Consider the following 21,686-nt stretch of genomic DNA (forward strand, 5'->3'; position numbering starts at 1 on the left):
TATGGTCCAGGCTGAACAGACCCTCCAGGAGGTGCTGGAGGCATTCGACTTCGGCGCCCCTGTGGTGGGGGCCATCCGCTACGGCTGCGGCCACATCAACGACACCTTTGTGGTCCACACCCAGCCCGAGGACCGCTGCTGCCGCCGATTCATCCTCCAGCGGATGAGCTCCGCCGCCTTCAAGCACCCGGACCAGCTGATGGAAAACATCATCGGCGTCACCGAGTTCCTGGGCCGGGAAATTGAGAAGCACCACGGCGACCGGAGCCGGGAGGCCATGGAGGTCATCCGGCCCAAAAACGGCGCCGACTACTACACCGACAGCCAGGGCGGGGCCTGGCGGCTGTACCCCTTTGTGGAGGGCACCGTCTGCCACCAGGCGGCGGACAGCCCGGAGCTCTTCGCTGCCTCCGGCCGGGCCTTCGGGCGGTTCCAGCAGCTGCTCCGGGACTACCCCGCTGACACCCTGTATGAGACCATTCCCAATTTCCACAACACGGAGGACCGGCTTGTCAAGCTCAAGGCCGCTGTGGAAGCGGACAAGCTGGGCCGGGTTAAGGACTGCCAGCCTGAGATCGACTTCGTGCTGGCCCGGGAGGCCGACTGCTCTGTGGCCCTGAACGCTCAGCGGGAAGGCAGGCTGCCCCTGCGGGTCACTCACAACGACACCAAGCTGAACAACGTGCTTATGGACGACAAAACCGGCGAGGGCATGTGCATCATCGACCTGGACACTGTGATGCCCGGCCTGGTGCTCTACGACTTCGGTGACTCCATCCGCTTCGGCGCCAACCACTGCGCCGAAGACGAGACCGACCTGAGCAAGGTCAATCTGGATGTGGAGCTCTTCGCAACCTACACCGCCGCCTTCCTGGAGGGGGTGGACGGCTCCCTTACCAACGAGGAGATTGCCTATCTGCCCTGGGGGGCCAAGCTGATGACCCTGGAGTGCGGGATTCGCTTCCTCACCGACTACCTGGTGGGGGATGAGTACTTCCACATCGCCCGGGAGCGGCACAATCTGGACCGCTGCCGCACCCAGTTTAAGCTGGTGGCGGACATGGAGACCCACTGGAGCGAGCTGGAGCGTATCGTTAAGCAATATCTGAAATGAACATTCTTTTTGATGAGAAACAGCTGCGCAGACTGATCGCCAACCTGAAAATTCTCACCGGGCTGCCCGCCAACATTCTGGACCCGGAGGGCCGGGACATCAACCTGTTCCGGGGGCACCCGCCCTTCTGCCGGGCCATCAACGACCTGCCCGAGGGACATGAGCGCTGCGTCAACTGCGATATGTGGAAAATCCGCAGCTACACCGCAGAGAAGGGCTTTCAGTTCTACCGCTGCCATCTTGGCATCTGCGAGGCGGTCATGCCCCTCTACGACAGCAAAAACCCCCTGGCCTACCTGGCCGTGGGCTGCTATCTGGACGACTCCCCCATCCAGGAGCAGTGGGAGCGCACCCGCTCCCTCCTGAACTGGTGGCCCGACGGCCCGGACGCCCTAAAGGACGACTTTTTCCGGTTCCGCCAGTGCTCTTCAGAGGAGATTCAGGCCTACACCGAGACCCTGGAGGCCCTGTCCGCCTATATCCGCCTGAAGGGGATGATCCTCAGCACCGAGCAGACCGACACCCAGCGGCTGGAGAGATATTTGGACGAGCACTATATGGAGAAGCTGTCGCTGGCCTCCATCTCCAAGGAGATGCACATTGGCCGCACCAAGCTGTGCGCCATCGCAAAAGAGCTGTCCGAGGGCGAGACCCTGTCCTGGCTCATCGCCCGGCGGCGCATTGAGGCCGCCAAGCGGCTGCTGCTCCAGAGCAACATGCCCATCTCCGCCGTGGCGGAGGAAGTGGGCATCAGCGACTACAATTACTTCTCCAAGGTATTTCGGTCCATCACCGGCACCACCCCCAGCGCCTATCGAAAAAAAGTCCGGGGGTAAAAAATCGTACGACCTTTCATGGGTTCGTACGATTTTTCTATATTCTGTACTTTTCATACTATAATTTGCACAATAGCCAAGTATAATAATCTTTAATAGGGCGTATTTGTGAAATATCTCTATACGTCTTATTTTCTCGAGCAAAAACTATCAAAAGAAGGAGAATAAAAATGAAAAAATTTCTTGCGAGCCTGCTTCTCAGCGCCATGGCGCTGAGTCTTGCCGCCTGCGGCGGCAAGGCCAATACTCCCGCGACCAGCGGCAGCCCCTCCAGCGGCTCCGGCACTCCCGATCCCGCCCCCTCCGGCGACAAGGTCGCCATCAAGGTTATCGCCGCCCAGTACGGCAAGCAGACCAAGGACTGGTGGGCCAAGTTCCAGAGCGACTTCAACGCCGCCAACGAGGACATTGACCTGAACGTGGAGGTGGTCTCCTGGGATGACATCTACACCGTGGTCAACACCCGTATCGCTAACAACGACGCCCCCGACATCCTGAACATCGACGTCTTCGCCGACTATGTGTCCGACGACCTGCTCCGGCCCATTCAAGAGTGCGTCTCCGACGAGACCTACGCCAAGTTCTACGACGCCTTCCTGGAGCAGTCCAACATCGACGGCACCATCTGGGCCATCCCCGACCTGGCTTCCGCCCGCGCCATGTACTACAACAAGGACATCCTTGAGGCCGCCGGCGTGGACACCATCCCCACCACCTGGGCTGAGCTGCGGACGGCCTGCGAGAAGATCAAGGCCTACGACGCCAGCCTCTACCCCTGGGGCGTGGATATGACCACTGATGAGGGCCAGGCCTGCTTCGCCTACTACTCCTGGACTAACGGCGGCGACTTCACCGACGCCTCCGGCAACTGGACCCTGAACAGCGCCGAGAACGTGGAAGCCGTTGAGTACATTATCGGTCTAGTCAAGGACGGCCTGACCAACTCCGACCCCGCCACCCAGAAGCGCTATGACCTGCAGGAGCTGTTCGCTGCCGGCAAGCTGGCTATGATGATCGGCCCCAACCAGATCTCCTCCTATGTTGCCGGCTCTGAGAATCCCATCAACTTCGGCATCGCCTCCATCCCCGCCAACGAGGGCAAGAGCACCTCTTCCGTGGGCGTTATGGACCGGTTCATGGTGTTTGAGAATGAGGACACCGACAGCAAGGTCGAAGCTATCAAGGCGTTCTTCGATTTCTTCTATGAGGATACCCGCTACTCCGACTGGGTCATCATGGAGGACTTCCTGCCCGCCACCAAGACCGGCGGCGAGATTATGGCCGCTGCCGACCCCGACGCCGCCAGCTGGATTGAGATCGTGGGTTCTGCCAAGTTCTACCCCACCGCTCAGGCCAAGTGGGCCGACGTGAAGCAGGGCGTCATCGATGTGGAGCAGAAGGCCCTTCAGGGCGGCAACGTCCAGGAGCTTCTGGACGCTCTCCAGGCCAAGATCGCCGGCTAAGCCAAGCACCCATCCATATTCAGTTACCGCACACAACCGTGGGGCCGGGCCAAAACGGCCCGGCCCCCGTCATCTTCCAGCCGTTTTTCAAGGGCAGAATCCGCTCCGCTTTTGAAAAACGGCCGGAAGGCGCTCATAAAATGACAGGAGGTGTCTCCGTGAGTACAAAAACCCCGGCAGCCCCTGCGGGCCAGCAGGTTCAGCAAAGCAGCCCCCGCCTGCCCAACCCCGGAAGCAAAAAGTTCTTCCGCACCATTGAGCCCTATATCTGGATCGCCCCCAGCATCATCCTGATGGCTGTTTTTATTGTGACCCCCATTGCCAAGGTGTTCCAGCTGTCCATGAACAAGGTAACCAGAGCGGGCAAGCTGAAGGGCTTCAACAACTTTGAAAACTTCACCAGTGTCATCAAAGACCCCGCGTTTTCTCTCGTGCTGAAAAACACCATTCTCTGGACGGTGGCCGTGGTGGTCATCTCCACCCTGTTGGGCTTCATCCTGGCCCTGCTCCTGAACAACAAGTTCCGGGGCCGGAAAATTGCCCGGGCCATCGTGGTCTTCCCCTGGGCCACCACCCTGGTCATTCAGGCCAGCGCCTGGAAATTTGTCATCAATACCGACTACGGCACCCTGAACGCCCTGCTCAAAAAGCTGGGAATCATCAGCGCTTCGGTGAACTGGACCTCCACCCCCACCATCTGGTTCATCTGGGAGATCGCCTGCGGCATCTTCGTCACCGTCCCCTTTGTCTGCTTCTGCGTGCTGTCCGGCCTGCAGAGCATCGACACCTCCTACTACGAGGCCGCCACTGTGGACGGGGCCGATTACTTCCAGAAGCTGTTTAAAATCACCCTGCCCCTGGTCAAGTCCTCCCTGACGGTGTCCACCGTGCTGAACATCATCTATGTGTTCAACTCCTTCCCCATCATCTGGACCATGACCAAGGGCGACCCCGCCAACAGCACCGACACCCTGGTCACCTACCTCTACAAGCTGGCTTTCTACAACGGCAAGCAGGGCGAAGCCTCCGCCGTTTCGGTCATCGGCTTTATCATCCTGCTGATGTGCGCCAGCATCTACATGATCTACACCCTGCGGAAAGGAGATGAGGACCTGTGAGCCAGCCCGCCAATGCCATCCAGAAGAAACCGATTTCCCTGAAAAAAACGATCCTGCGCCTGCTGCTCTACTTCGTGGTGCTGGATGTGTGCATCATCACCCTGTACCCCTACTTCGCCATGCTGTGCACCGCCTTGAAGAGCCGGGAGGAGATCTTCTCCGGCAACAGCGTTCTGCCTGTCACCGTCTTGTGGTCCAACTTTATCGACATCTGGAGCAGGGCCCCCATGGCCAAGTACATGCTCAACTCCATCATTATCGCCGGCGGCTCCACCATCATCGCCATGCTGTGCGGCATCCCCGCCGCCTACGCCCTGGCCCGGATGAAATTCAAGGGACAGACCGCCTTCCTTGGCTTCGTCATCGTCTCCCAGATGTTCGCCCCGGTGGTGCTCCTCATCGGCATCTATCAGGTCATGCAGGTCCTCCATTTGACTGACAGCATCCTGGGCCTGATTTTTATCAACGCCGCCTTCAACCAGGCCTTTACCATCTGGCTGCTCCGTGGCACCTTTATCGGCATCTCGGCGGATATGGAACAGGCCGCCACCATCGACGGCTGCAACCGCATCCAGTCCATGATGAAGGTCCTCCTCCCGGTGGCCGCCCCCGGCATCGTCACCACCCTGATTTTCATCTTCATCAACGCCTGGAACGAGTACACCGTGGCCCTGTGCCTTATCTCCACCGACACCCTCAAGCCCCTCACCGTGGGCATCAACACCTTTAACGGCTACAACATCATTGAGTGGCAGTACCTCTTTGCCGCCTCCATCTTTGCCATCATCCCGGTCGTCATTCTCTTCATGTGCATCGAGAAGAACCTGGTCAGCGGTCTGGCCTCCGGCGGCGTGAAGGGATAAGCACATCACGATATTATGAGACAAATCGAATAAGACGGCTGGGCCGCGCGTTTTCAGACGCGCGGCCCAGCCGCTTTCAGTCATGTGGCTTTTTCAATGGGTGGAAGCTCCATTCATTTGACCGCTCCCCCGCCATGAGGCGGAGGAGCCAGGCAATAAATCGGGTCAGAGCTTGTACCAGCGAATCTCATCGGCCTCCAGGTCCAGCGGGAAGCTGGAGCCGTCCCCCCGGTATACGGTGGTGGACTGAGGCTGATAGGTGTTGTTGACCACGCAGAATCTGCCGTTTTTCACATAGGCATGGACGTCCACGCTGTAGTTGGAGGACAGCCACAGGTTGAGCTGTTCCTCGCTGTGGGCAGACCAGAGCACCGCGCGGTGGAGCAGGCGGCTGTTCTCGAAGGAGTAGGGCAGGCCAGAGAGATACACCGCCCGGCCCGCACCGAACTCATTCACCGCCAGCTGGACCTCCCTGTCCCGCTGGACCAGCACCTGGGCGCCCGGCAGGGCGTAAATGCTCTTTTTCCCCTCACCGAAGTCCACCTCCCCGGCGCAGTCGGCCAGGATGAAGTGGCCGGGGTGTTCCTCCCAGTTGTATTTGTCGTAGTTGAGCGTAAAGCCGGTCTCCTTCTCCACTCCCAGCAGGCCCGCCAGCTGGAGATAGCGGCCCTGATACTGGTGGCCGGAGGGCTCTCCCACTCCGATGAAGCCGCCCCCGTTCCAGACAAACCGTTTCACTGCGGCGGAAATGTCCGGGTCCTCCCAGACCGCCCCGCCGGTGTGGGCGGTGTCGCCGTCGCCCACGTTGAGGAGGACGTCCACTCCGTCCAGGACGGCCGGGTTGGCCTTCAAGTCGTCGAAGCTGATAAACCGCACGTCATAGGGGGCGCCGGACAGGGCCTCGATGACCCCGGCGTAGGAGTAATTCTGCTTCTGATACAGGGCGTGGTGGACCATGTGGCAGCCCCAGGACCGGGCCCTGCCCCAGCTGTTCAGGACAGCCACTGTCTTGACGCAGTAGGGGGTGGTCCCCTTGATATTGTCATAGAGCTCCCGGAACTCGTCACACACGCTCTCCACATAGTCGATGAACTCGGGAAACTGGCAGGCCAACTTCAGGTAGCCGCCGTAGCCGATGCGGTCGATGGGTTTTCTCAAGATGGCCCGGCGGGCGGTGACCCAGTTCTCCTTGGCCTCCCGGACGGGGTCGCCCCCCTCGTGGAAGGTATCGGGGAAGAAGTAGGGCAGGAACCGGCCCTCGGTGTACTTCACGCCGGGGATATCGGAGATCAGCCGCAGGGTGGAGCCGTTGCCCACACTCCCCACCACCGCGTCCAGGCCGATCCGGGAAAACTCCTCCAGATAGGGCTCGGTGCCGATCCAGTGGTCCCCCAGGAACATCATGGCCTCCTTGCCCAGCTCGTGGGTGATGTCCACCATCTCCTTGGCAAGAGCGGCGACCTCCCGGCGCTGGAAGGCCATGAAGTCCTTAAACTCTCTGGAGGGGACCCGGTACTGGTTGTTGTAGTACCCCTGGTCGATGATGTACTCAGGGCGGAATTTGTATCCAACCTCCCGCTCGAACTGCTCCAGGATATAGGGGGAGACAGAGGCGGAGTAGCCGTACCAGTCCACATATTTCTCCCGTTTCAGCTCGTCGAAGACCAGAGTAAACTGGTGAAAGAAGGTGGTGTAGCGGATCACGTCCACATAGGGGTGGTCCGCGATGAATTTCCGCAGCCGCTCCATGGTGAATTTCCGGGTTTTGGGCTGGCGGACGTCGAAGGTGATCTGATGCTCGAAGTCCTTCCAGCCGTTGGTGACAGCGTTGTACATGTGGACCGGGTCCCAGATCAGGCAGGCCAGAAAGCTGACGGTGTAATCGTGAAACTCCTCCGGAGCCCCGATGATGACGCAGCCATCCTCATACTGCCAGGCCTCCGGGGGGATGGGCTGGCCTGTGGTGCGGTCCACCACCTCCCACCAGCGCTTGATGTCGTCCCGGGTGTTCACCTCCATCAGCTCATCGCTGACCCCCTCCATCAGAGGGATGGACAGCTGTCCGCCGCTGGCAGTGTGAAAGCCCGTCATAATGTAGCACTGCTGGACCTCGTCCGGGTTGGCCTTCGCCCAGGCGTTGTCCTTCCGGGTGGTGTAATAGGTGGAGTAGACCTTGGCGTCTACACTCTTCAGCTCCTCCGGGTAGTCGGTGCCGTCGCAGTCCCGGATGGCGTCCGCCCCCCAGCGCTTCAGCAGCTCCATGGTCTCGGGGACCACGTCCACGTCGGTGGGGATGGTCACCTGGCCTGTCTTACGTATATCGGTCATAGCCCTCTCCTCTCAGCGTTTTTTCCCGTCCGTGAAGCGGGCATTGTAGAGATACAGGGTGGACAGCAGCAGGGCTACCCCCACCAGCATCAGGCCCAGGCCCGCCATCTGGCCGGTCATCATCCAGCCCCGGACGATCAGGACCAGCCCCAGTACAAAGGTGGTCAGCATCAGAATGATCCTGAGCTGACTATGCTCTTTCCAGTAATTCATTGCACATCCCCCTTTTTTCGTTCCCGGCCAAGGTTTTGCCAAAATTCAACCTGCCGCTTGACATACTGTGGATCGGAAATCCGGGACAGCCAGGCCTCATAATAGGCGGTGAAGCTCTCCGCCGCCAGGCCGTAGCCACCCTCGTTGTCCGTATCAAAGACCCGGCCCCGGTGCGGCCCGGTGAGGACCAGGGTAAAGTCCCACTGACAGCCGTGGGTCCCCAAGGTCAGCACGCCCCGGCTCCAGTCCTCTTCCTCCGGAACCTCCTGGATGAAATAGCGGGACGGCTCCTTCTCATAACCCTCCCGGGTGACGATGGAATATTCCTCCACCTCCTCCGGCTCCATGGGCCGGGGCTCGAAGGGCTGGCCAAGGGCCGCCCAGAAGCGGGGCAGCCACTTCTGCCCGGTCTCCCGGAATTGCCACGCAAAGGAGTCGATGCCGTAGTCCGGTCCTGCGCCGCCGTCGCCGATCTCAGTGAGGAAATACACATAATCCTCCGGCAGTTCAAGGCCGTGGCGCGTCTCGATTTCGTGGATCAGGGCCGGGGCAAGGGGCGGGCGGAGCCGGTATTGATGCTTTTTGGCCCCGAACAGCGCAAAGCTTGGATCGAGCTGGCGGGCCGCATCCAGGATTTTCTGCACCTCGCTCCGCGTCATCCCTTCAGTCCTCCCACGGTCATGCCCTGGGTCAGCTTTTGCTGTACGCACATATAGAGGATCAGGGTGGGCAGCATCACCAACACCAGGCCGGCGTACAGCCGCCCGAACTGGGCCGCCGACTGGGATGCCTGCATCAGGTTGAGCAGGCCCACCGGCAGAGTTTTCTGCCCGGTGGCGCTGTTCATCAGAGTCATGGAGATGATGTACTCGTTCCAGAAGGACAGGAAGTTAAACAGGATAATTGTAAGAATGGAGGGCTGGGCCATGGGGAAGATAACCCGGATCATGGCCTGGCCGTAGCCCGCGCCGTCGATGTAGGCGGCCTCCTCAAAGTCGTGGGGGAGGGTGGCGAAGTAGCCCGACAGCAGGTAGACGGTGAAGGGCAGGGCGGTGGCGGCGTAAACCACCGCCAGGGTCACCAGATTGTTCATAAAGATGTTGTTCAGCTTGAACAGGTAGTTCATCCAGCTGTCCCAGTCCCGCATCATCAGGAAAATGGGCACCACAATGTAGTTGACATTGATGAACAATCCGGCCATAAAGGCGGTGTTCAGGAACTTGCTGCCTCGGAAGCGGAAGCGGGACAGGCAGTAGGCGGCCGGCAGGGCCACCACCAGCAGGATGGCCAGTGACAGGACGGTGACCAGCACCGAGTTGAGCATATAGCTGCCCATTTTGGCCGCGGTCCAGGCGTCCACGAAGTTCTGCCAGTAGAAGGTGGCGGGCAGGGTCCAGGGGTTGCCGTAGAACTCGCTGTTCTGCTTGATGGAGGCCAGGAATACCCAGCCCACCGGCACGATGATGACCACCGCCAGGGTGATGAGCACCACATAGATGAAGACCTTATACAGCGTGTCGGCGGAATTACTCTTTTTCATGCTCTCATCCCTCCTCTCACATCTGGAGTACGTCCCGCTTGGTGACTTGGTTGACCACAGCGGACAGTGTGAAGGAGAACAGGAAGATAATCACGCCGGCGGCCATAGCGTAGCCGTACAGGCCTTCGTCCTTCTGGGCGTACATGAAGCTCAGGCCCACATCGGCCATCCCCTTAGCCACCATGGCCTTGACAAACAGGAAGGCCATATTGATAGTGGAGATGATGAAGAACGTGAGGGTGGTGCGGATGTTGGTCCAGATCAGGGGCAGGGTGATCTCAAAGAACTGATTCAGCCGGCCCGCGCCGTCCAGGCTGGCCGACTCATACAGGTCCACCGGGACGGCAGACATGGAGGCCATATACATGACCATATAGTAGCCGATGGCCTGCCACACCATAGCGATGATAACGCTGACGATAACCATGGGCTGGTCCTTCCAGAGCACCATGACCTCCCGGCCGGCGAACAGGGAGAAAATGCTGTTGAGCATCCCGTTGTCCGGCTTGTAAATGGCGGAGAAGATGCCGGCGATGACCACCACGGAGAGGATGTTGGGGATGTAGAAGATGATGCGGAAGAAATTCTGCCCCTTTATCTTCTCCCGGGTGAGGATGGCGGCAAAGACGATGGCAAAGAAAAAGGTGATGATGGTCACGGTGACGATGAGCAGGATGGTGTTCTGCATGGAGACGATGAACTTGGTGTCCTTGAACAGGACCTTGAAGTTGTTCAGCCCCACAAAGGTCTCCGTGGGAGAGTAGGCCCCCCGCTCGAAGAGAGACATGCGGAACACATTGAAGGTGGGCATAACCATGAAGAGGAAGAACAGGATGGTGGCCGGGGCGACGCACAGGGCGATAAACCGGCTGCGGCCTGGGCTGCGCATGGGATCGCTCCTTTCTCTCTGGAAATAGAACGGCGGCGGTGAGCGGTTTTCGCTCACCGCCGCCTGCGTTACGGACAATCGAATGGGTTAGGCGGGGAAGATCACTCTGTCAGCAGATTTTCGCGCATCTGGTCGCTGGCGGCCTTGATGTCGGCCATCCACTGGTCCGGGGTCAGGGAGCCGTTCACCAGGCTGTTGAAGGGGTCGAAGAAGACCTCGCGCACGCTGCCCAGGCCGGGCACGGAGGCGTAGGCGGCGAAGCCGCCCATGACGGCGGAGGCGCCGTTGTCATAGATGGAGTAGAAGATCTTGTTGTCGCCCTCCATGCTGTCGGTGATGCCGGTGATGGGCTGGGCGGCGCCGCCCTTGGCGAAGATCTCGGCAGCCTTGTCGCTGTACAGGAAGGCCACAAACTGCTTGGCGCCATCCAGGTTGGGGGCCTGAGCGGGAATCCAGGCCTGCTCCATCCAGCAGTAGCTGGCGCTGGTGCCGCTGCCGCTGCCAGGCAGGGCGCACATGCCCCACTGGAAGCCGTCGGCCCGAGGGGCGTCCTTCATCTCGCCCACCAGCCAGGTGCCGTTGGGGATGAACAGGGCCTTGTTGTCCAGAATCAGCTGCTGGTTCTGGGTGAAGTCCTGGTCGTTGGCCTGGGCCACAGTCACCTTGGCGGTGTAGCCGGCCAGCTTGCTCATCACGTCGAAGCACTGCTTGGCCTCGTCGGTATCCCAGATGCCCTCGGCGTAGTTCATGGCCTTGTCAAAGAACTCGGGCCCGCCCACGGAGTAGAGCAGGGTGGGGAAGAAGGTGTCAAAATAGCCGGTGGTGGGGTAAGTAAACAGGTCATAGCCCTCGGCCTTGGCCTTGTCGCCCAGAGCCCACATCTCGTCCCAGGTAGTGGGGACGGTCCAGCCCTTCTCCGCGAAGAGGCCGGCGTTGTAGAACAGGCCGCAGGGGGAGTAGAACATGGGGGCCAGGTAGGTCTTGCCGTCGCCGTAGGGGTTGGTGATGGAGGTGTCGGTAAAGCCGGGGACGATCTTGTCGGAGACCTTGGCGCTCTCGCCGGGGACGGTCATGGACAGCACGTCGGTGAGCTCGGCGATGTTCTTGTCCTTGATGAACTGCTCGGTGAGCTTCTTGTCACGGCCGGTGGCCAGGTGAATCACGTCGGGGAAGTCGCCGCCCTGCATGGAGGGGCCGATAACGTCCTCCAGGGCCTTGTCCGAGATCAGCTCCACCTCGATGCCGGTCTCGGCGGTGAAGGCCTCGCAGACCTCTTTCCACATGCCGGGATAGGTCTCCTCATAGGCGGAAGCCAGAGCCGCCACCTTGATGGAGCCGGCGGGGGTCTCAGGGGTGCTGGCGCCGCCCTGGCTGGAGCTGTTGGAGGGCGGGTTGGACTGGGCGGGGGGCGTCTGAGGCGCGCCGCCGCAGCCGGCCAGCAGGGACAGAGTCATCGCTGACGCAAGGAGCAGGCTTAACATCTTTTTCATCGTTTCTAAACCTCCTAAAAAATATAGACAAATGCGGCAGGCCGTTACAACGGCCCTATGTGCATAGTATATATGCCTCCCAGCCGGGAAAACAGCCCTATTCTTGCGGTTGTCTTTAGAGATATTGCTTTTTTTGCATTTTTGTGTATATATACAGAATAATTCCATCAGGTTTGGCAATAATAGATGGATTTTTCCCAATAAAGCGGGGAGTTATATTGACACAGCCCATAAATTTCGGAGAAAACAGCGGAAAAATATTTAAAAGTTGCACAACAGCGCCGCAGGGTTTATAATAGGAGCAGAGGGCGTCTTTGTTTTATTTTTGTTAAATTGCGCACATGGGGGGAGCTCTATGAGCAGCTATCAGTACAGCTTTTCCCGGGCGGCGGAGCCGCCCGGCCGCGGAGCTCCGCGGCTGAACTACATTTCCAGAACCCAGTATTCCCGGGAGTGGAACTCCAATCTCCATACCCACGGCTGTGCCGAAATGTTTTTTATCACCGACGGCCACGGCCGGTTCCGCACCCAGCATGAGGAGTTCCCCGTAGCCATCCACGACCTGATCGTGGTCAACGCCCACGTGCTCCACACCGAGCTGAGCCAGATAGACAGCCCGCTGGAGTATATCGTGCTGGGCGTTGAGGGGCTGGAGGCCATGGGCGGAGCCAAGGGGTACACCATGCTCCACCTGCACAGCGGCTGGCGGGAGCTGATGGGCTGTCTGGAGCTGATGCTCCAGGAGGCCTTCGAGGCCCGCTCCGGGTATGAGAATGTATGCCGCTGCCTGCTGGAGGTGGTGCTGGTCCGGCTGGGCCGGCAGGAGGAGCTGTCTCTGGAGCCGGAGCCCTCCGACTCCCGGACCAGCCGGGAGTGCGGCCTGGTCCGGCGGTACATCGACAACCACTTTAAAGAGAATTTGAGCCTGGACCAGCTGGCCCGGCTGGCCCATGTGAACAAGTACTATCTGGCCCACGCCTTCCGGAAGGAGTTCGGCACCTCGCCCATCAACTACCTCATCTCCCGGCGGGTGGAGGAGAGCCGCTTCCTCCTGCGTGAGACCGACCACAGCCTGGCCCTCATCGCCCAAATGCTGGGCTTCTCCTCCTCCAGCTACTTCTCTCAGTGCTTCCGCCGGGTGGAGGGGATGAGCCCGATGGAGTATCGAAAGATGAAATAGCCAGAGGTCTGGAATCATCACACCGCCACAAATCCTTCCCGCAAAGGGTCGCATCAATTTGGTCCTTCCGGCAAAAAACAGCTCCGCCCGGACGAACAATCTGTTCAATCCGGGCGGAGCCGTCTGAGTTATTTTGAGTAGTGATCCTCCGTCAAGGAGAGAAGGCCTGCTTTTTTCAGCACTGTATGTTCCAAAAGAATGGTTAAATAGACACAGCCGCTGACACGCCCGATGCCGATTTCTCCACCGACAGTGGCGCGGTTTTTAATTTCACCCAAGGACAGGCCTGTTAATTGAACCGCGCGCTGCAGCGCATTATGGAATGCGGCATCCATTCCGGCGCCGGTTCCAACCACTTGGATCGGATAGCAGCGCGGGAGCGCCTCTCCACCGTAGCATTGGTAGAGTTCCTCGGCCAAGGTGTATTCCTTCTCTGTAAAAGGACGAAAGCGGCTGTTCAGCTCATCCGGAGCAGGGAGAATGACAGGGCCTTCCAGCCTGATGCCCTTCAGCAGCTTCACACGAACTGTAACGTCGGCGCAGATATCCAGGGTATGCCCGGCAATCTCACCACAGCCCTGGGTCAGGTGGACATCTCCAAAATAGAGGCCAGCGCCTTCCACAAGGACCGGAGAAATCACAACGCTCCCCTGTCCAACCAGGTTAATATCCATATGAGCGTCCGTGATCTGACCGGCAGTGGGAGCCTTAAACAGATCGGTTTTTTCCAAAGAGCCGGAAAAGTCGCCGGTGTTTTTGCTCGACGGGATTGCGGCCGAGGGAACACAGCCTATGTTGCCTATCATCGGCCGGCAGCGAATCGGGAGCCCGTCAAAGTCTGAGCGGCCGAGGATGGTCGCCAGATGCTGCTTAGAATCCTCAGGGAGGAACACCTCTCCTGCGCTGGTCAGCCTGGCAATTTCCGCAGCGCCCTCCGGCGGAACGGCAACCGCAATTTCAGATTCAGCAGAATAGGCCACCGTGTAGCCGTTCTCATAGGTCTGCGGGATGATCGGCCTGTTGCACCGCACACAGCGGACGGCCTCCTCGCCAACTCCTTCGATGCGGGTGTCCGGATGGATGATGCCGCAGTGGGGGCAGACTGCCTTGACAGAGGGGTCTCCCTCAAAACGGCCAGGGATAGAACGGCTGGTTCCGGAAGAGCAGAAACGGGATACAGGTTGGACCTTTTCAATAAAAATCGCAATACTGTCCCCGGGCTGCGCGCCCTCAATATAGACAGGGCGGATCACCTCGTGTCCTCCGAGGATTTTTGGCGTAATCATGGGACCCCAGCAGCCTGGTGCTGTGATGGCGGAAATTCTTCCGCCATCACAGCACACCTGATCCGTGTCCACAGAGCCGCCAATGACACTGACATACTTTGTAACCTTTACATAGTCACTGGCTTTTTTCATTGTACAGCCTCCCACTAGAATTATTGAAACAATTCAGCCAGAAACACATCTTTTTGTTTTTTCGTATATCTGCTGACAACGACCATAACGATAGAGGAAATAACAAGGGCCCAAATCAAAGGATTAAAGCCCAGCAAATTTGTGGGAACCGGCAGGACATAGAGCCCAATCAAGACAAGGAAGCCAGAGACCATAGAAACCAGCCCTCCTGTGGGAGTAGCGCCCTTCCAGAAGAAGCCAAAAACGATGGGAATTGTGAAGGAGGCGGCAAATCCATTAATCGCAAACATCACAATGTCCTGCAGGAACGCAGGCGGATTCAGCGACAGGACTACAACCACCGCGGCAAGCACCAGGGTGACCCCATAGGTGATCTTTTTAATTTTATCCGGAGAGACTTCTTCCTTCGAAGTACGCTGGTAAATATCCTTAATCAGCGCGCTGGAGCAGACCATGGTGAGGGAGGAGACCGTGGACATAACCGCCGCAAAGGGGGCGCACATAAGGATTCCAGCCAAATATTTACCGCAGTAGGTCAGAACAATCGTCGGGAAAATCTGGTCGGAGACCTCTATGCTGGGGATCAGTGCCCGTGCGGCCTGCGCGCTGAGAAACAGGGCAAAGAACCAAATCATGCAGATGATGCTGATCAGGGCGCCGGCTCGCTTGAGAGACTTTACATCCTTGACAGAAAATACCCGGGTGATAACATGGGGCTGCGCCATAACCGCAACGCCCAGGGTGAAGAATGTGGAGAACCCGGTGGCCAGCGGCAGGTAGTTGTCCGGACCGGGGGGAACCAGCAGCATGGGGTCGATCTCCAGCTGCGCCTGGGTAATTGCGGCCAGGCCGCCGGCCTCCCTGACCATGATGACCGCAATGATAACCGAGCCGCCAAGCATGATAACGCCCTGAACCAGGGCATTATAGGCAACACCGCGGATACCGCCGATGATGGTGTAAATTGCAGTAACCGCGGCAAAGAGAATCAGAGCTGTTGTATAGTCAAATCCAAAGAAGGTCTCAATAATGCGCGTCGCCGCGGTATATTGGGAGACGATATAAGCCACACCGAAAACGATGATGGACAGTGCGGCTACAACCCCCATGGTCCGGCTCTGGAAGCGCTCAACAAACAGGTCAGGCAGGGTCAGACAGTTATGTGTGGCGGCAAATCTGGAAATACGGCGGCCAATCATGAGCATACCGCAGATTCCAAGAATCGCGGCGCCAGCCTGCCACAAAATCGTGGTCCATCCATAGCTGTAGTAGACGGATGGGGTGCCGATGAAGGTGCCGCCGCTGGTCCACGAGGTCGCCCAGACAAAGGCGACCAGCCAGGGGCCAAAGGAACGGCCGCCCACATAATATTCCTCCTGAAAGTTTTTTGCGTTCTTGCGCTTCATGTAAGCGAGAATGGAGATGCAGATCAGAACGATAAAATATGCAAAAAACAGCACCTTGGTTATCATCGCGACTTCCATTATTCCTCATCTCCTTCCATAATAAAGAGGCCATAGATCGTCGTAATCACAACCATAATGATCCAAGGGATAAAAACTCCGATCACAGCCCAGGCCGGAATACCAAGTATAAATGTGGCTTCAGTGCCGCTCAGGCCATAGCCAAAGATGCCGCACAGCAGGCAGCAAATCAGAATATAGGCCATGGTTAGAATGCCACAGATTTTGAACTCCTTGAGGCAAAGCTCATAATGACTTGATTTTTTGTCCATACTTATCTCCTTTTCCTCAATGTAAAACGAAATATAAGACGATCCGGGGCCCGCATGGACCAAATGCGCCCCGGAAAAGATGTGCGGCATAACAGCCCCTTAAAGAACGGCGGCAGGCATGAAGGAAGCGCGGCAGAATACCTTCTGCCTTACTGCCTGAAATAATGTTTTAAGGGCTTCCATTTTGCGGCTCATGTGGTATAATAGAAATATAGTCGCTTTTTTCGGAACGGTCTGGCAACCCCTATGATTTTTCATAGGCTGAAAATCGCGGCTATTTTTTATGCCCTAAGATATCCCATTTTTGACGAGATCATACGAGATGTTTCTACCGTCTGCTGAATCATGTCCTCTATCTGCTTCTGCGAAAGATTGATCTTCAGCGTCGCCATTGCCATTCCGGCGATGACCTTGCCCTGAGCATCAAATATTGGCGCACCGACAGCAAAAACACCGATATCTACCTCTTCATCGCTAATAGAATAACCATTTTGTTTGATCCGGGGCACTTCAACCATCAGCTGGTCCCAGGTTCTTGTGAAGCTTGTAAACCTTTCAGGGGTTTGTGTTCGCAGCACCTCCTGCTCTTCGCTTGTCAGGTGCGCAAAGACAGCTTTGGCGGCGGCGCCGCTGTTATAAAAGGCTATCTTTCCAATGTCGCAATAAAAGCGAACATTTTCACACCCGTCCACCCGGTCAATAAACACAAGATGCTCTGGCTTACGCAGCGCCAGCGTGATCGTTTTTCCCGACTTGGCGGCAAGACGTTCGATCCAGGGGTGGGCTATCGTCCGCAAATCCAGTTGTTTCAGATAGATGCTGCTTAGCTCCAAAACCCCGGAATCAATGCTGTATTTTTTTGTAGCCTGATTCAATGAGACCAGATTGTGCGCCTGCAAAGAGATTAAAATTTTATAGACTGTGCTTTTATTGATCTCTGTAATGCGGCTGATTTCTGTCAGTCCCAAATCGGTCTTACCTGTTTTACTCCAGACAAACAAAATATTGAGCACATTTTCGGCTGAATGAAGCGGTCCTAATTTAATCACCTCCAATCGGTTACTATTTACAACCGATGTTTCTATTAGACAACCACATTATATACCATTGATGTGTGAAAGTCAACAAAAAAATTCTCATTTTGACAATTTCAATGTAATATTTACCACCAGGCCTATCTGAATGGAGTGAACCAGCTCGATTTTTGAACCACCCTAAGGGGCGGCTTTATATCCGTGAATCGGAGGCCGCACCCGGCCAGGCCGGGCCAACACCGTCCGCGAGCTGACGCCCACCGTTATTCCTGTCTAAAGTTGGTTGCTAAAAAAGCAAGGCGGGCAGCTCCAAATCCGGAGCTGCCCGCCTTGCTCTAAACCCATTACATCAGTGCAGGGATAAAGTCCCACAAAACAGCGAAGAAAAGGGTGGGAAGCATATTGGCAACCTTGATTTTTATATCCCAAATCAGGTTGATTCCAATGCAGAATATCATGATTGAACCAGTCAGCGAAAGGTTTGCCAGGGCGGCTTCGGTTAAAAACGGCTCTACAAAAACGGCCAATACGGTAATCACGCCCTGAAACAGGCCAACGGGAATTGCGGAGAAAATACAGCCCTTCCCCATAGACGCCGTCATCACCAGAATGATAATCAGGTCCAGAACCGCCTTCGCGGCCAGAATGGAATAATCACCATAGATACCATCCTGGACAGCGCCGACTACGGCCATCGCCCCGATACACACGGTCAGGGAGGCTGTCACAAATCCATTTACAAAGGCAGTGTCGCCGCCGCTGCCGGTCTTTTCTTTCAGCCAAATGCCAAACTGCTCCAGCCGTTGGTCTATGTTAATCAGCTCCCCGACAACAGAGCCGAGGACAAAGCAGAGAATCATCATGACAGACCCGCCGGAGACCAGCTTGCCCTCTGATAATTGGAGCATCTTCTCCATGCACCCTCCAATTCCCAGGAAAAGCACGCAGACAGAGGTTGCCTGAATCAATATATTCTGAAATCGTTCAGGCAGACGCTTTCCAAAGGCAAGGCCCAACAGTCCACCGCAAATAATACCAGCCACATTGATGATTGTTCCTAATCCGACCATCGTTACCACTCCCGCCGCTCTTTGTGCTCTTGCCGCTCCGCCTTATGGATGTCTCACAAATACAATTTCCACCCTATTATAGCAAGAAGTCTCTCCATTCACAAGGCAGGAATCCCCAGCTGAACCATCAGCCTGTCCCAAGCGGCCAGCAAAGATGCCGTCAGCGAGGATCGCCGCTCCAAAGCCTCCGGCACTGTATCCGGTCACGACAGCGGCCTCCGCTTTATTTGAAATCAACAGCCACATCCTGGTACATTGCGTTGTTTAGAATTTCGGGGGATTCTCCCGCAAACGCTTTTGCGGCATTCTGGTCGCCCTGGAGCTGCCACATAAACCATGCGGTCACATAGCCATCCGCAGAATACAGCATCTTCCCGTGATCCATGCCGGGACGCGAGGCTCTGACGGTGCCAGCGGGTATCACCTCGGCAAGACCCTTCACTCCGTCCGGGGTAATTACGTCGTTTTCGGCTGCGGCCAGTATCAAGGTGGGGGTGGTCATTTTGCTGGGGTCGTAGTCCAGCCCGATGGCCATCGCCAACGCCCACTCGGTGGGGGACAGGCTGACGGCGCAGGTATACAGTTCGCCGTGGGGCTGTTCACTGACCGCGTTGAACACCGCCACGCCACCCTGGGAGTGGCCGGATATGCCAATGTGTTCTGTGTCCACCTTCTGATAAAATACACTGTCCAGTTCATTGTTCTGCTCCAGCAGCCAGACAAGGGTGGCCTCGGCGGAGGCCCCGGTGCAGGTGCTGGGATCCTCGTTGCCCAACACGATAAAGCCCCATGAGGCCAGATGCTGAAACAGCGCTTGATACTTGGAGGCCCCGACACCTGTTCCGTTGACAAAAACGACAACCGGAAACGTGCTTTCGGTTTCCTCCAGATCAGCAGGATAGTAGGCCACAAATTTCTTCCAATCGCCTGGGGCCTCCGCCTCGATGTGTTTCACCCAATATTGACCCGCCGCCATATATGCGGCCTCAATTTCACCGCCGGTTTCCACTGTTTTTGTATAATTTTTGGGAACCATCGGCGCGGTGAAAATTCGGAAAATCAGGATAGCCAGCAACACAATAATCACTAAAACAGCTATGCCAATCATTTTCAAAACCTTGACTGCAATTTTCATGGGGATACCTCCATGTATTTGTCCAGATATTCCTCGATGGCCTCCATCCACTGGCGGGAGAGGGCGTTATCGTTTTGGAGCCCGTGGCCGGAGTGGGGGAACTCAAAGTATTTGTGATCCACATGGTTTTCCTTCAGTGCGGCCTTGAGCCGCAGGGAGGCCAGGAAGGGCTGCGCCTTGTCGTGAGTCCCGTAGGCGGCCACCGTGGGGACGGGGTTTTCACTGATCCACTCAGCGGCGGCGATGGGCTTCACCTTCTCCAGGTAGGAGCCGTCCGCCACCTCCGCGGGGGTGATCTCCACCCCGGCCATCACGCCGAACAATTCCGCACAGCCCTCGTCGCTCTGATCCAGGCCAAAGACACCCCAGTCCTCCTGATAGAAGCTGGACGGCCCCACTCCGCCGAAGGTGAGCACCACGGGCGCCGGAGCCGACCGCCCGTCCCGGTAGGCGTAGAGCATAGCCAGGGTGTGGCCCGCCGAGCCTCCCGCCACCGCCATTTTGTCAATAGGGTAGCCGGCCTCCTCCGCGGCGGCGACAACACAGGGCATCGCCGCCTTGATCTCGTTGGACTGGGAGAGGACGCTGGCCTCCGGATGAGCCTCGTCCTGGAGGGTATAGTTGATCCCCGCCGCCACGTAGCCCTTGGAGCACAGCCAGGAGAGCATTTCCCGGTCCTCCGCCTTGTCGCCCGTGGTGAATCCGCCCGTGTGGAGATAGACCACCAGACCGTAGCTCCCCCTGCCGCCGTCCTTCGGGAGGTACAGGTCAAATTTGTTGGCCTCACCCTCCCCGTAGGGCAGATCGGTTTTCAGCGTGCCCAGCGCGTCGCTCCACTGGACGGAATACTCTTTTGCCCAGGCGGGCTTGATTTCCATCTTTGACGCCAGCCCGGCCCCAAAGGCCAGCAGAAAAACCAAAATACCCATCCATACCGGCACAGCCTTCACCCTCTTTTCTTTCACGGTTTTGCTCATAGGAAGTTTCCTCCAAACAGCGTACCGCCCAGCAGGAGGTTCAACACGCCTCGCACCGCCAGCCGCCCCAGCACAAAGCCAATCACCGCGATAATTGCCAGGATCAGCAGTCTCTTCTGCGTCAATCTCATTCCAATATCCTCCCTTGACAGGTTCTATTTTCTATGTTATGATGCGATACTAATGTAACAGCGTCACAAGTGTAACAGCAAGGAATTGAATTGTCAATGGAGGCAGCAAAAATGGAACAAAAGGCGAAAAATGTATCACCGTTCAGCAACGAAAGCCGCAACGCCTATATAGTGGAGCATCTTACCAGCTCCATGCTGGCCCTGCTGGAGGAAAAGCCCATTGCGGAAATTTCCATCAGCGAGCTGTGCGGCATGGCCGGGGTGGGACGGACATCATTTTACCGCAATTACGAGGATAAAGAAGGGATTATCAAGGCATACATCCGGCGCCTGTTTCAGGATTGGGTGGACAAATGGAAAACAGCCCCTGACCTCTCTGTAAAAGAAACCGTTCAAATTGTGTTTTCCCATTTTGAGGCGAACCGGGATTTTTACAGCCTGCTGAACAAACGGGGCCTGGTCTATCTGCTCAAGGACATCATTCTGGACCTGTGCGGCTTTGACCCGGAGCAGGAGCTCGCTGCCGCCTACTCCTCCGCCTATGTGGGATTCTTTTTGTATGGCTGGATCGAGGTCTGGTTCCGGCGGGGCATGAAGGACACAACGGAAGAATTGATAGCCTATCTTCCACAATAAAAAAGTTTATCAAAAAAGCGGAGTTTCTGAATCTTTCCAGAAACTCCGCCTTCTCTTCCTATTTTCGCAGAACCTTCTCCATCGGTTTCCCCTTCGCCAGCTCGTCAATCAGCTTGTCCAGACGGCGGATCTCCCGCATGAGCGGGTCCTCGACCTCCTCTACTCGCACTCCACAGACAACGCCCTTGACCAGCCCCCGGTTTGGATGGGGCTGAGGAGCGTTTTGGAAAAAGTCCCCATAGCAGAGGTCAGAGGAGCGAAGCTGCTCCAGCTGGCCGGCGCTGTAGCCTGTCAGCCAGCAGATGACTTCATCCACCTCGGCCCTTGTCCGGCCTTTCCTGACAGCCTTATCCAACAGGAGTCCATACACCTTCCCGAAATTCATTTGGAACACTTTCTCATTGTTCATATTTGGCACACCTCCAGCAAGCATACAGCATTTGTAAGCGTAAAATGTACCACCGCATATACAAGGGAATAGGAGAATGCAGATAATAGTCCCGAGAGGTCTTGAGA

General features: G+C 57.1%; 22 protein-coding genes. 7 read left to right on the forward strand and 15 right to left on the reverse strand.

The genetic code is table 11. From position 1 onward, the window contains the following. The first annotated feature begins 1 nt into the window (after window position 1). The 5 genes from D1641_RS06260 to D1641_RS06280 all read left to right on the forward strand — a co-directional run bounded on the left by D1641_RS06260 (window position 2) and on the right by D1641_RS06280 (window position 5,394). On the forward strand, window positions 2–1,114 hold the full coding sequence (locus D1641_RS06260) for an aminoglycoside phosphotransferase family protein (protein WP_160663775.1): 1,113 nt from the start codon (window positions 2–4) through the stop codon (window positions 1,112–1,114). Next, window positions 1,111–1,950 carry a PocR ligand-binding domain-containing protein gene (locus D1641_RS06265; protein ID WP_160663777.1) on the forward strand — a complete coding sequence of 280 codons (840 nt, stop codon included), beginning with the start codon at window positions 1,111–1,113 and terminating at the stop codon, window positions 1,948–1,950. Before D1641_RS06260 ends, D1641_RS06265 begins: the two co-directional genes overlap by 4 nt. A 170-nt stretch (window positions 1,951–2,120) precedes the next feature. Next, window positions 2,121–3,413, forward strand: a complete 1,293-nt coding sequence (locus tag D1641_RS06270; RefSeq protein WP_160663779.1) for an extracellular solute-binding protein — start codon at window positions 2,121–2,123, stop codon at window positions 3,411–3,413. 158 nt (window positions 3,414–3,571) lie between these two features. Further along, complete coding sequence (locus D1641_RS06275; protein ID WP_347707394.1) at window positions 3,572–4,531, forward strand: sugar ABC transporter permease; 960 nt, start codon at window positions 3,572–3,574, stop codon at window positions 4,529–4,531. Beyond that, complete coding sequence (locus D1641_RS06280) at window positions 4,528–5,394, forward strand: carbohydrate ABC transporter permease (RefSeq protein ID WP_160663783.1); 867 nt, start codon at window positions 4,528–4,530, stop codon at window positions 5,392–5,394. The genes D1641_RS06275 and D1641_RS06280 overlap by 4 nt, the downstream gene beginning before the upstream one ends. A gap of 165 nt (window positions 5,395–5,559) precedes the next feature. Here the strand turns inward: D1641_RS06280 and gnpA are convergent, their stop codons facing one another. The 6 genes from gnpA to D1641_RS06310 form a co-directional block, all read right to left on the reverse strand. Then, window positions 5,560–7,722 (reverse strand): 1,3-beta-galactosyl-N-acetylhexosamine phosphorylase, encoded by a 2,163-nt coding sequence (gene gnpA, locus D1641_RS06285; RefSeq protein WP_160663785.1) that lies wholly within the window; start codon window positions 7,720–7,722, stop codon window positions 5,560–5,562. A gap of 12 nt (window positions 7,723–7,734) precedes the next feature. Then, window positions 7,735–7,935: a hypothetical protein gene (locus tag D1641_RS06290; RefSeq protein ID WP_160663787.1), complete on the reverse strand. Its 201-nt coding sequence runs from the start codon at window positions 7,933–7,935 to the stop codon at window positions 7,735–7,737. After that, entirely contained in the window at window positions 7,932–8,594 is a 663-nt protein-coding gene (locus D1641_RS06295) for an SMI1/KNR4 family protein (RefSeq protein WP_160663789.1), read from the reverse strand. Before D1641_RS06295 ends, D1641_RS06290 begins: the two co-directional genes overlap by 4 nt. Then, the gene (locus D1641_RS06300; protein WP_160663791.1) at window positions 8,591–9,475 is read right to left on the reverse strand and encodes a carbohydrate ABC transporter permease; all 885 of its coding nucleotides are present in this window, start codon (window positions 9,473–9,475) and stop codon (window positions 8,591–8,593) included. The genes D1641_RS06295 and D1641_RS06300 overlap by 4 nt, the downstream gene beginning before the upstream one ends. A 16-nt stretch (window positions 9,476–9,491) precedes the next feature. After that, on the reverse strand, window positions 9,492–10,364 hold the full coding sequence (locus D1641_RS06305; RefSeq protein ID WP_160663793.1) for a sugar ABC transporter permease: 873 nt from the start codon (window positions 10,362–10,364) through the stop codon (window positions 9,492–9,494). 101 nt (window positions 10,365–10,465) lie between these two features. Then, on the reverse strand, window positions 10,466–11,854 hold the full coding sequence (locus D1641_RS06310; protein ID WP_160663795.1) for a carbohydrate ABC transporter substrate-binding protein: 1,389 nt from the start codon (window positions 11,852–11,854) through the stop codon (window positions 10,466–10,468). Between the two features lie 355 nt (window positions 11,855–12,209). Between D1641_RS06310 and D1641_RS06315 the strand changes: the two genes are divergently transcribed. Next, a complete protein-coding gene (locus D1641_RS06315) occupies window positions 12,210–13,034 on the forward strand; it encodes an AraC family transcriptional regulator (RefSeq protein WP_160663797.1) in 825 nt (274 codons plus the stop codon). Window positions 13,035–13,162: 128 nt separating this feature from the next. Here the strand turns inward: D1641_RS06315 and D1641_RS06320 are convergent, their stop codons facing one another. The 8 genes from D1641_RS06320 to D1641_RS19655 form a co-directional block, all read right to left on the reverse strand. Next, window positions 13,163–14,452: an acetamidase/formamidase family protein gene (locus D1641_RS06320; protein ID WP_160663799.1), complete on the reverse strand. Its 1,290-nt coding sequence runs from the start codon at window positions 14,450–14,452 to the stop codon at window positions 13,163–13,165. Between the two features lie 20 nt (window positions 14,453–14,472). Continuing rightward, a complete protein-coding gene (locus D1641_RS06325) occupies window positions 14,473–15,936 on the reverse strand; it encodes a sodium/solute symporter (RefSeq protein WP_160663801.1) in 1,464 nt (487 codons plus the stop codon). Next, entirely contained in the window at window positions 15,936–16,187 is a 252-nt protein-coding gene (locus tag D1641_RS06330; RefSeq protein ID WP_160663803.1) for a DUF997 family protein, read from the reverse strand. The genes D1641_RS06325 and D1641_RS06330 overlap by 1 nt, the downstream gene beginning before the upstream one ends. A gap of 281 nt (window positions 16,188–16,468) precedes the next feature. Further along, complete coding sequence (locus D1641_RS06335) at window positions 16,469–17,236, reverse strand: IclR family transcriptional regulator (RefSeq protein WP_347707395.1); 768 nt, start codon at window positions 17,234–17,236, stop codon at window positions 16,469–16,471. A gap of 329 nt (window positions 17,237–17,565) precedes the next feature. Continuing rightward, window positions 17,566–18,291 carry a DUF554 domain-containing protein gene (locus D1641_RS06340; protein WP_160663808.1) on the reverse strand — a complete coding sequence of 242 codons (726 nt, stop codon included), beginning with the start codon at window positions 18,289–18,291 and terminating at the stop codon, window positions 17,566–17,568. A 223-nt stretch (window positions 18,292–18,514) separates the two neighbouring features. Further along, window positions 18,515–19,426, reverse strand: coding sequence for a hypothetical protein (locus tag D1641_RS06345; RefSeq protein ID WP_160663810.1), 912 nt, complete (start codon window positions 19,424–19,426; stop codon window positions 18,515–18,517). Further along, complete coding sequence (locus D1641_RS06350; protein WP_201757265.1) at window positions 19,423–20,403, reverse strand: alpha/beta hydrolase; 981 nt, start codon at window positions 20,401–20,403, stop codon at window positions 19,423–19,425. Before D1641_RS06350 ends, D1641_RS06345 begins: the two co-directional genes overlap by 4 nt. After that, complete coding sequence (locus D1641_RS19655; RefSeq protein WP_279285656.1) at window positions 20,400–20,534, reverse strand: hypothetical protein; 135 nt, start codon at window positions 20,532–20,534, stop codon at window positions 20,400–20,402. The genes D1641_RS06350 and D1641_RS19655 overlap by 4 nt, the downstream gene beginning before the upstream one ends. Window positions 20,535–20,645: 111 nt before the next feature. Between D1641_RS19655 and D1641_RS06355 the strand changes: the two genes are divergently transcribed. After that, on the forward strand, window positions 20,646–21,170 hold the full coding sequence (locus D1641_RS06355; RefSeq protein WP_160663812.1) for a TetR/AcrR family transcriptional regulator: 525 nt from the start codon (window positions 20,646–20,648) through the stop codon (window positions 21,168–21,170). 58 nt (window positions 21,171–21,228) lie between these two features. Here the strand turns inward: D1641_RS06355 and D1641_RS06360 are convergent, their stop codons facing one another. Continuing rightward, window positions 21,229–21,579, reverse strand: coding sequence for a DUF2200 domain-containing protein (locus D1641_RS06360; protein ID WP_160663814.1), 351 nt, complete (start codon window positions 21,577–21,579; stop codon window positions 21,229–21,231). Window positions 21,580–21,686 lie beyond the last annotated feature (107 nt).

It is taken from the genome of Colidextribacter sp. OB.20, from assembly GCF_009911595.1.
In the GTDB taxonomy this organism is placed as follows: Bacteria; Bacillota; Clostridia; order Oscillospirales; family Oscillospiraceae; genus Lawsonibacter.

Excerpts from the sequence above, each read along its gene's own strand:
- D1641_RS06260 (WP_160663775.1), top strand. The coding sequence starts at position 2 with ATGGTCCAGGCTGAACAGACCCTCCAGGAGGTGCTGGAGGCATTCGAC.
- D1641_RS06265 (WP_160663777.1), top strand. The coding sequence starts at position 1,111 with ATGAACATTCTTTTTGATGAGAAACAGCTGCGCAGACTGATCGCCAAC.
- D1641_RS06270 (WP_160663779.1), top strand. The coding sequence starts at position 2,121 with ATGAAAAAATTTCTTGCGAGCCTGCTTCTCAGCGCCATGGCGCTGAGT.
- gnpA (WP_160663785.1), bottom strand. The coding sequence starts at position 7,722 with ATGACCGATATACGTAAGACAGGCCAGGTGACCATCCCCACCGACGTG.
- D1641_RS06290 (WP_160663787.1), bottom strand. The coding sequence starts at position 7,935 with ATGAATTACTGGAAAGAGCATAGTCAGCTCAGGATCATTCTGATGCTG.
- D1641_RS06295 (WP_160663789.1), bottom strand. The coding sequence starts at position 8,594 with ATGACGCGGAGCGAGGTGCAGAAAATCCTGGATGCGGCCCGCCAGCTC.
- D1641_RS06300 (WP_160663791.1), bottom strand. The coding sequence starts at position 9,475 with ATGAAAAAGAGTAATTCCGCCGACACGCTGTATAAGGTCTTCATCTAT.
- D1641_RS06305 (WP_160663793.1), bottom strand. The coding sequence starts at position 10,364 with ATGCGCAGCCCAGGCCGCAGCCGGTTTATCGCCCTGTGCGTCGCCCCG.
- D1641_RS06310 (WP_160663795.1), bottom strand. The coding sequence starts at position 11,854 with ATGAAAAAGATGTTAAGCCTGCTCCTTGCGTCAGCGATGACTCTGTCC.
- D1641_RS06315 (WP_160663797.1), top strand. The coding sequence starts at position 12,210 with ATGAGCAGCTATCAGTACAGCTTTTCCCGGGCGGCGGAGCCGCCCGGC.
- D1641_RS06320 (WP_160663799.1), bottom strand. The coding sequence starts at position 14,452 with ATGAAAAAAGCCAGTGACTATGTAAAGGTTACAAAGTATGTCAGTGTC.
- D1641_RS06325 (WP_160663801.1), bottom strand. The coding sequence starts at position 15,936 with ATGGAAGTCGCGATGATAACCAAGGTGCTGTTTTTTGCATATTTTATC.
- D1641_RS06330 (WP_160663803.1), bottom strand. The coding sequence starts at position 16,187 with ATGGACAAAAAATCAAGTCATTATGAGCTTTGCCTCAAGGAGTTCAAA.
- D1641_RS06340 (WP_160663808.1), bottom strand. The coding sequence starts at position 18,291 with ATGGTCGGATTAGGAACAATCATCAATGTGGCTGGTATTATTTGCGGT.
- D1641_RS06345 (WP_160663810.1), bottom strand. The coding sequence starts at position 19,426 with ATGAAAATTGCAGTCAAGGTTTTGAAAATGATTGGCATAGCTGTTTTA.
- D1641_RS06350 (WP_201757265.1), bottom strand. The coding sequence starts at position 20,403 with ATGAGCAAAACCGTGAAAGAAAAGAGGGTGAAGGCTGTGCCGGTATGG.
- D1641_RS19655 (WP_279285656.1), bottom strand. The coding sequence starts at position 20,534 with ATGAGATTGACGCAGAAGAGACTGCTGATCCTGGCAATTATCGCGGTG.
- D1641_RS06355 (WP_160663812.1), top strand. The coding sequence starts at position 20,646 with ATGGAACAAAAGGCGAAAAATGTATCACCGTTCAGCAACGAAAGCCGC.
- D1641_RS06360 (WP_160663814.1), bottom strand. The coding sequence starts at position 21,579 with ATGAACAATGAGAAAGTGTTCCAAATGAATTTCGGGAAGGTGTATGGA.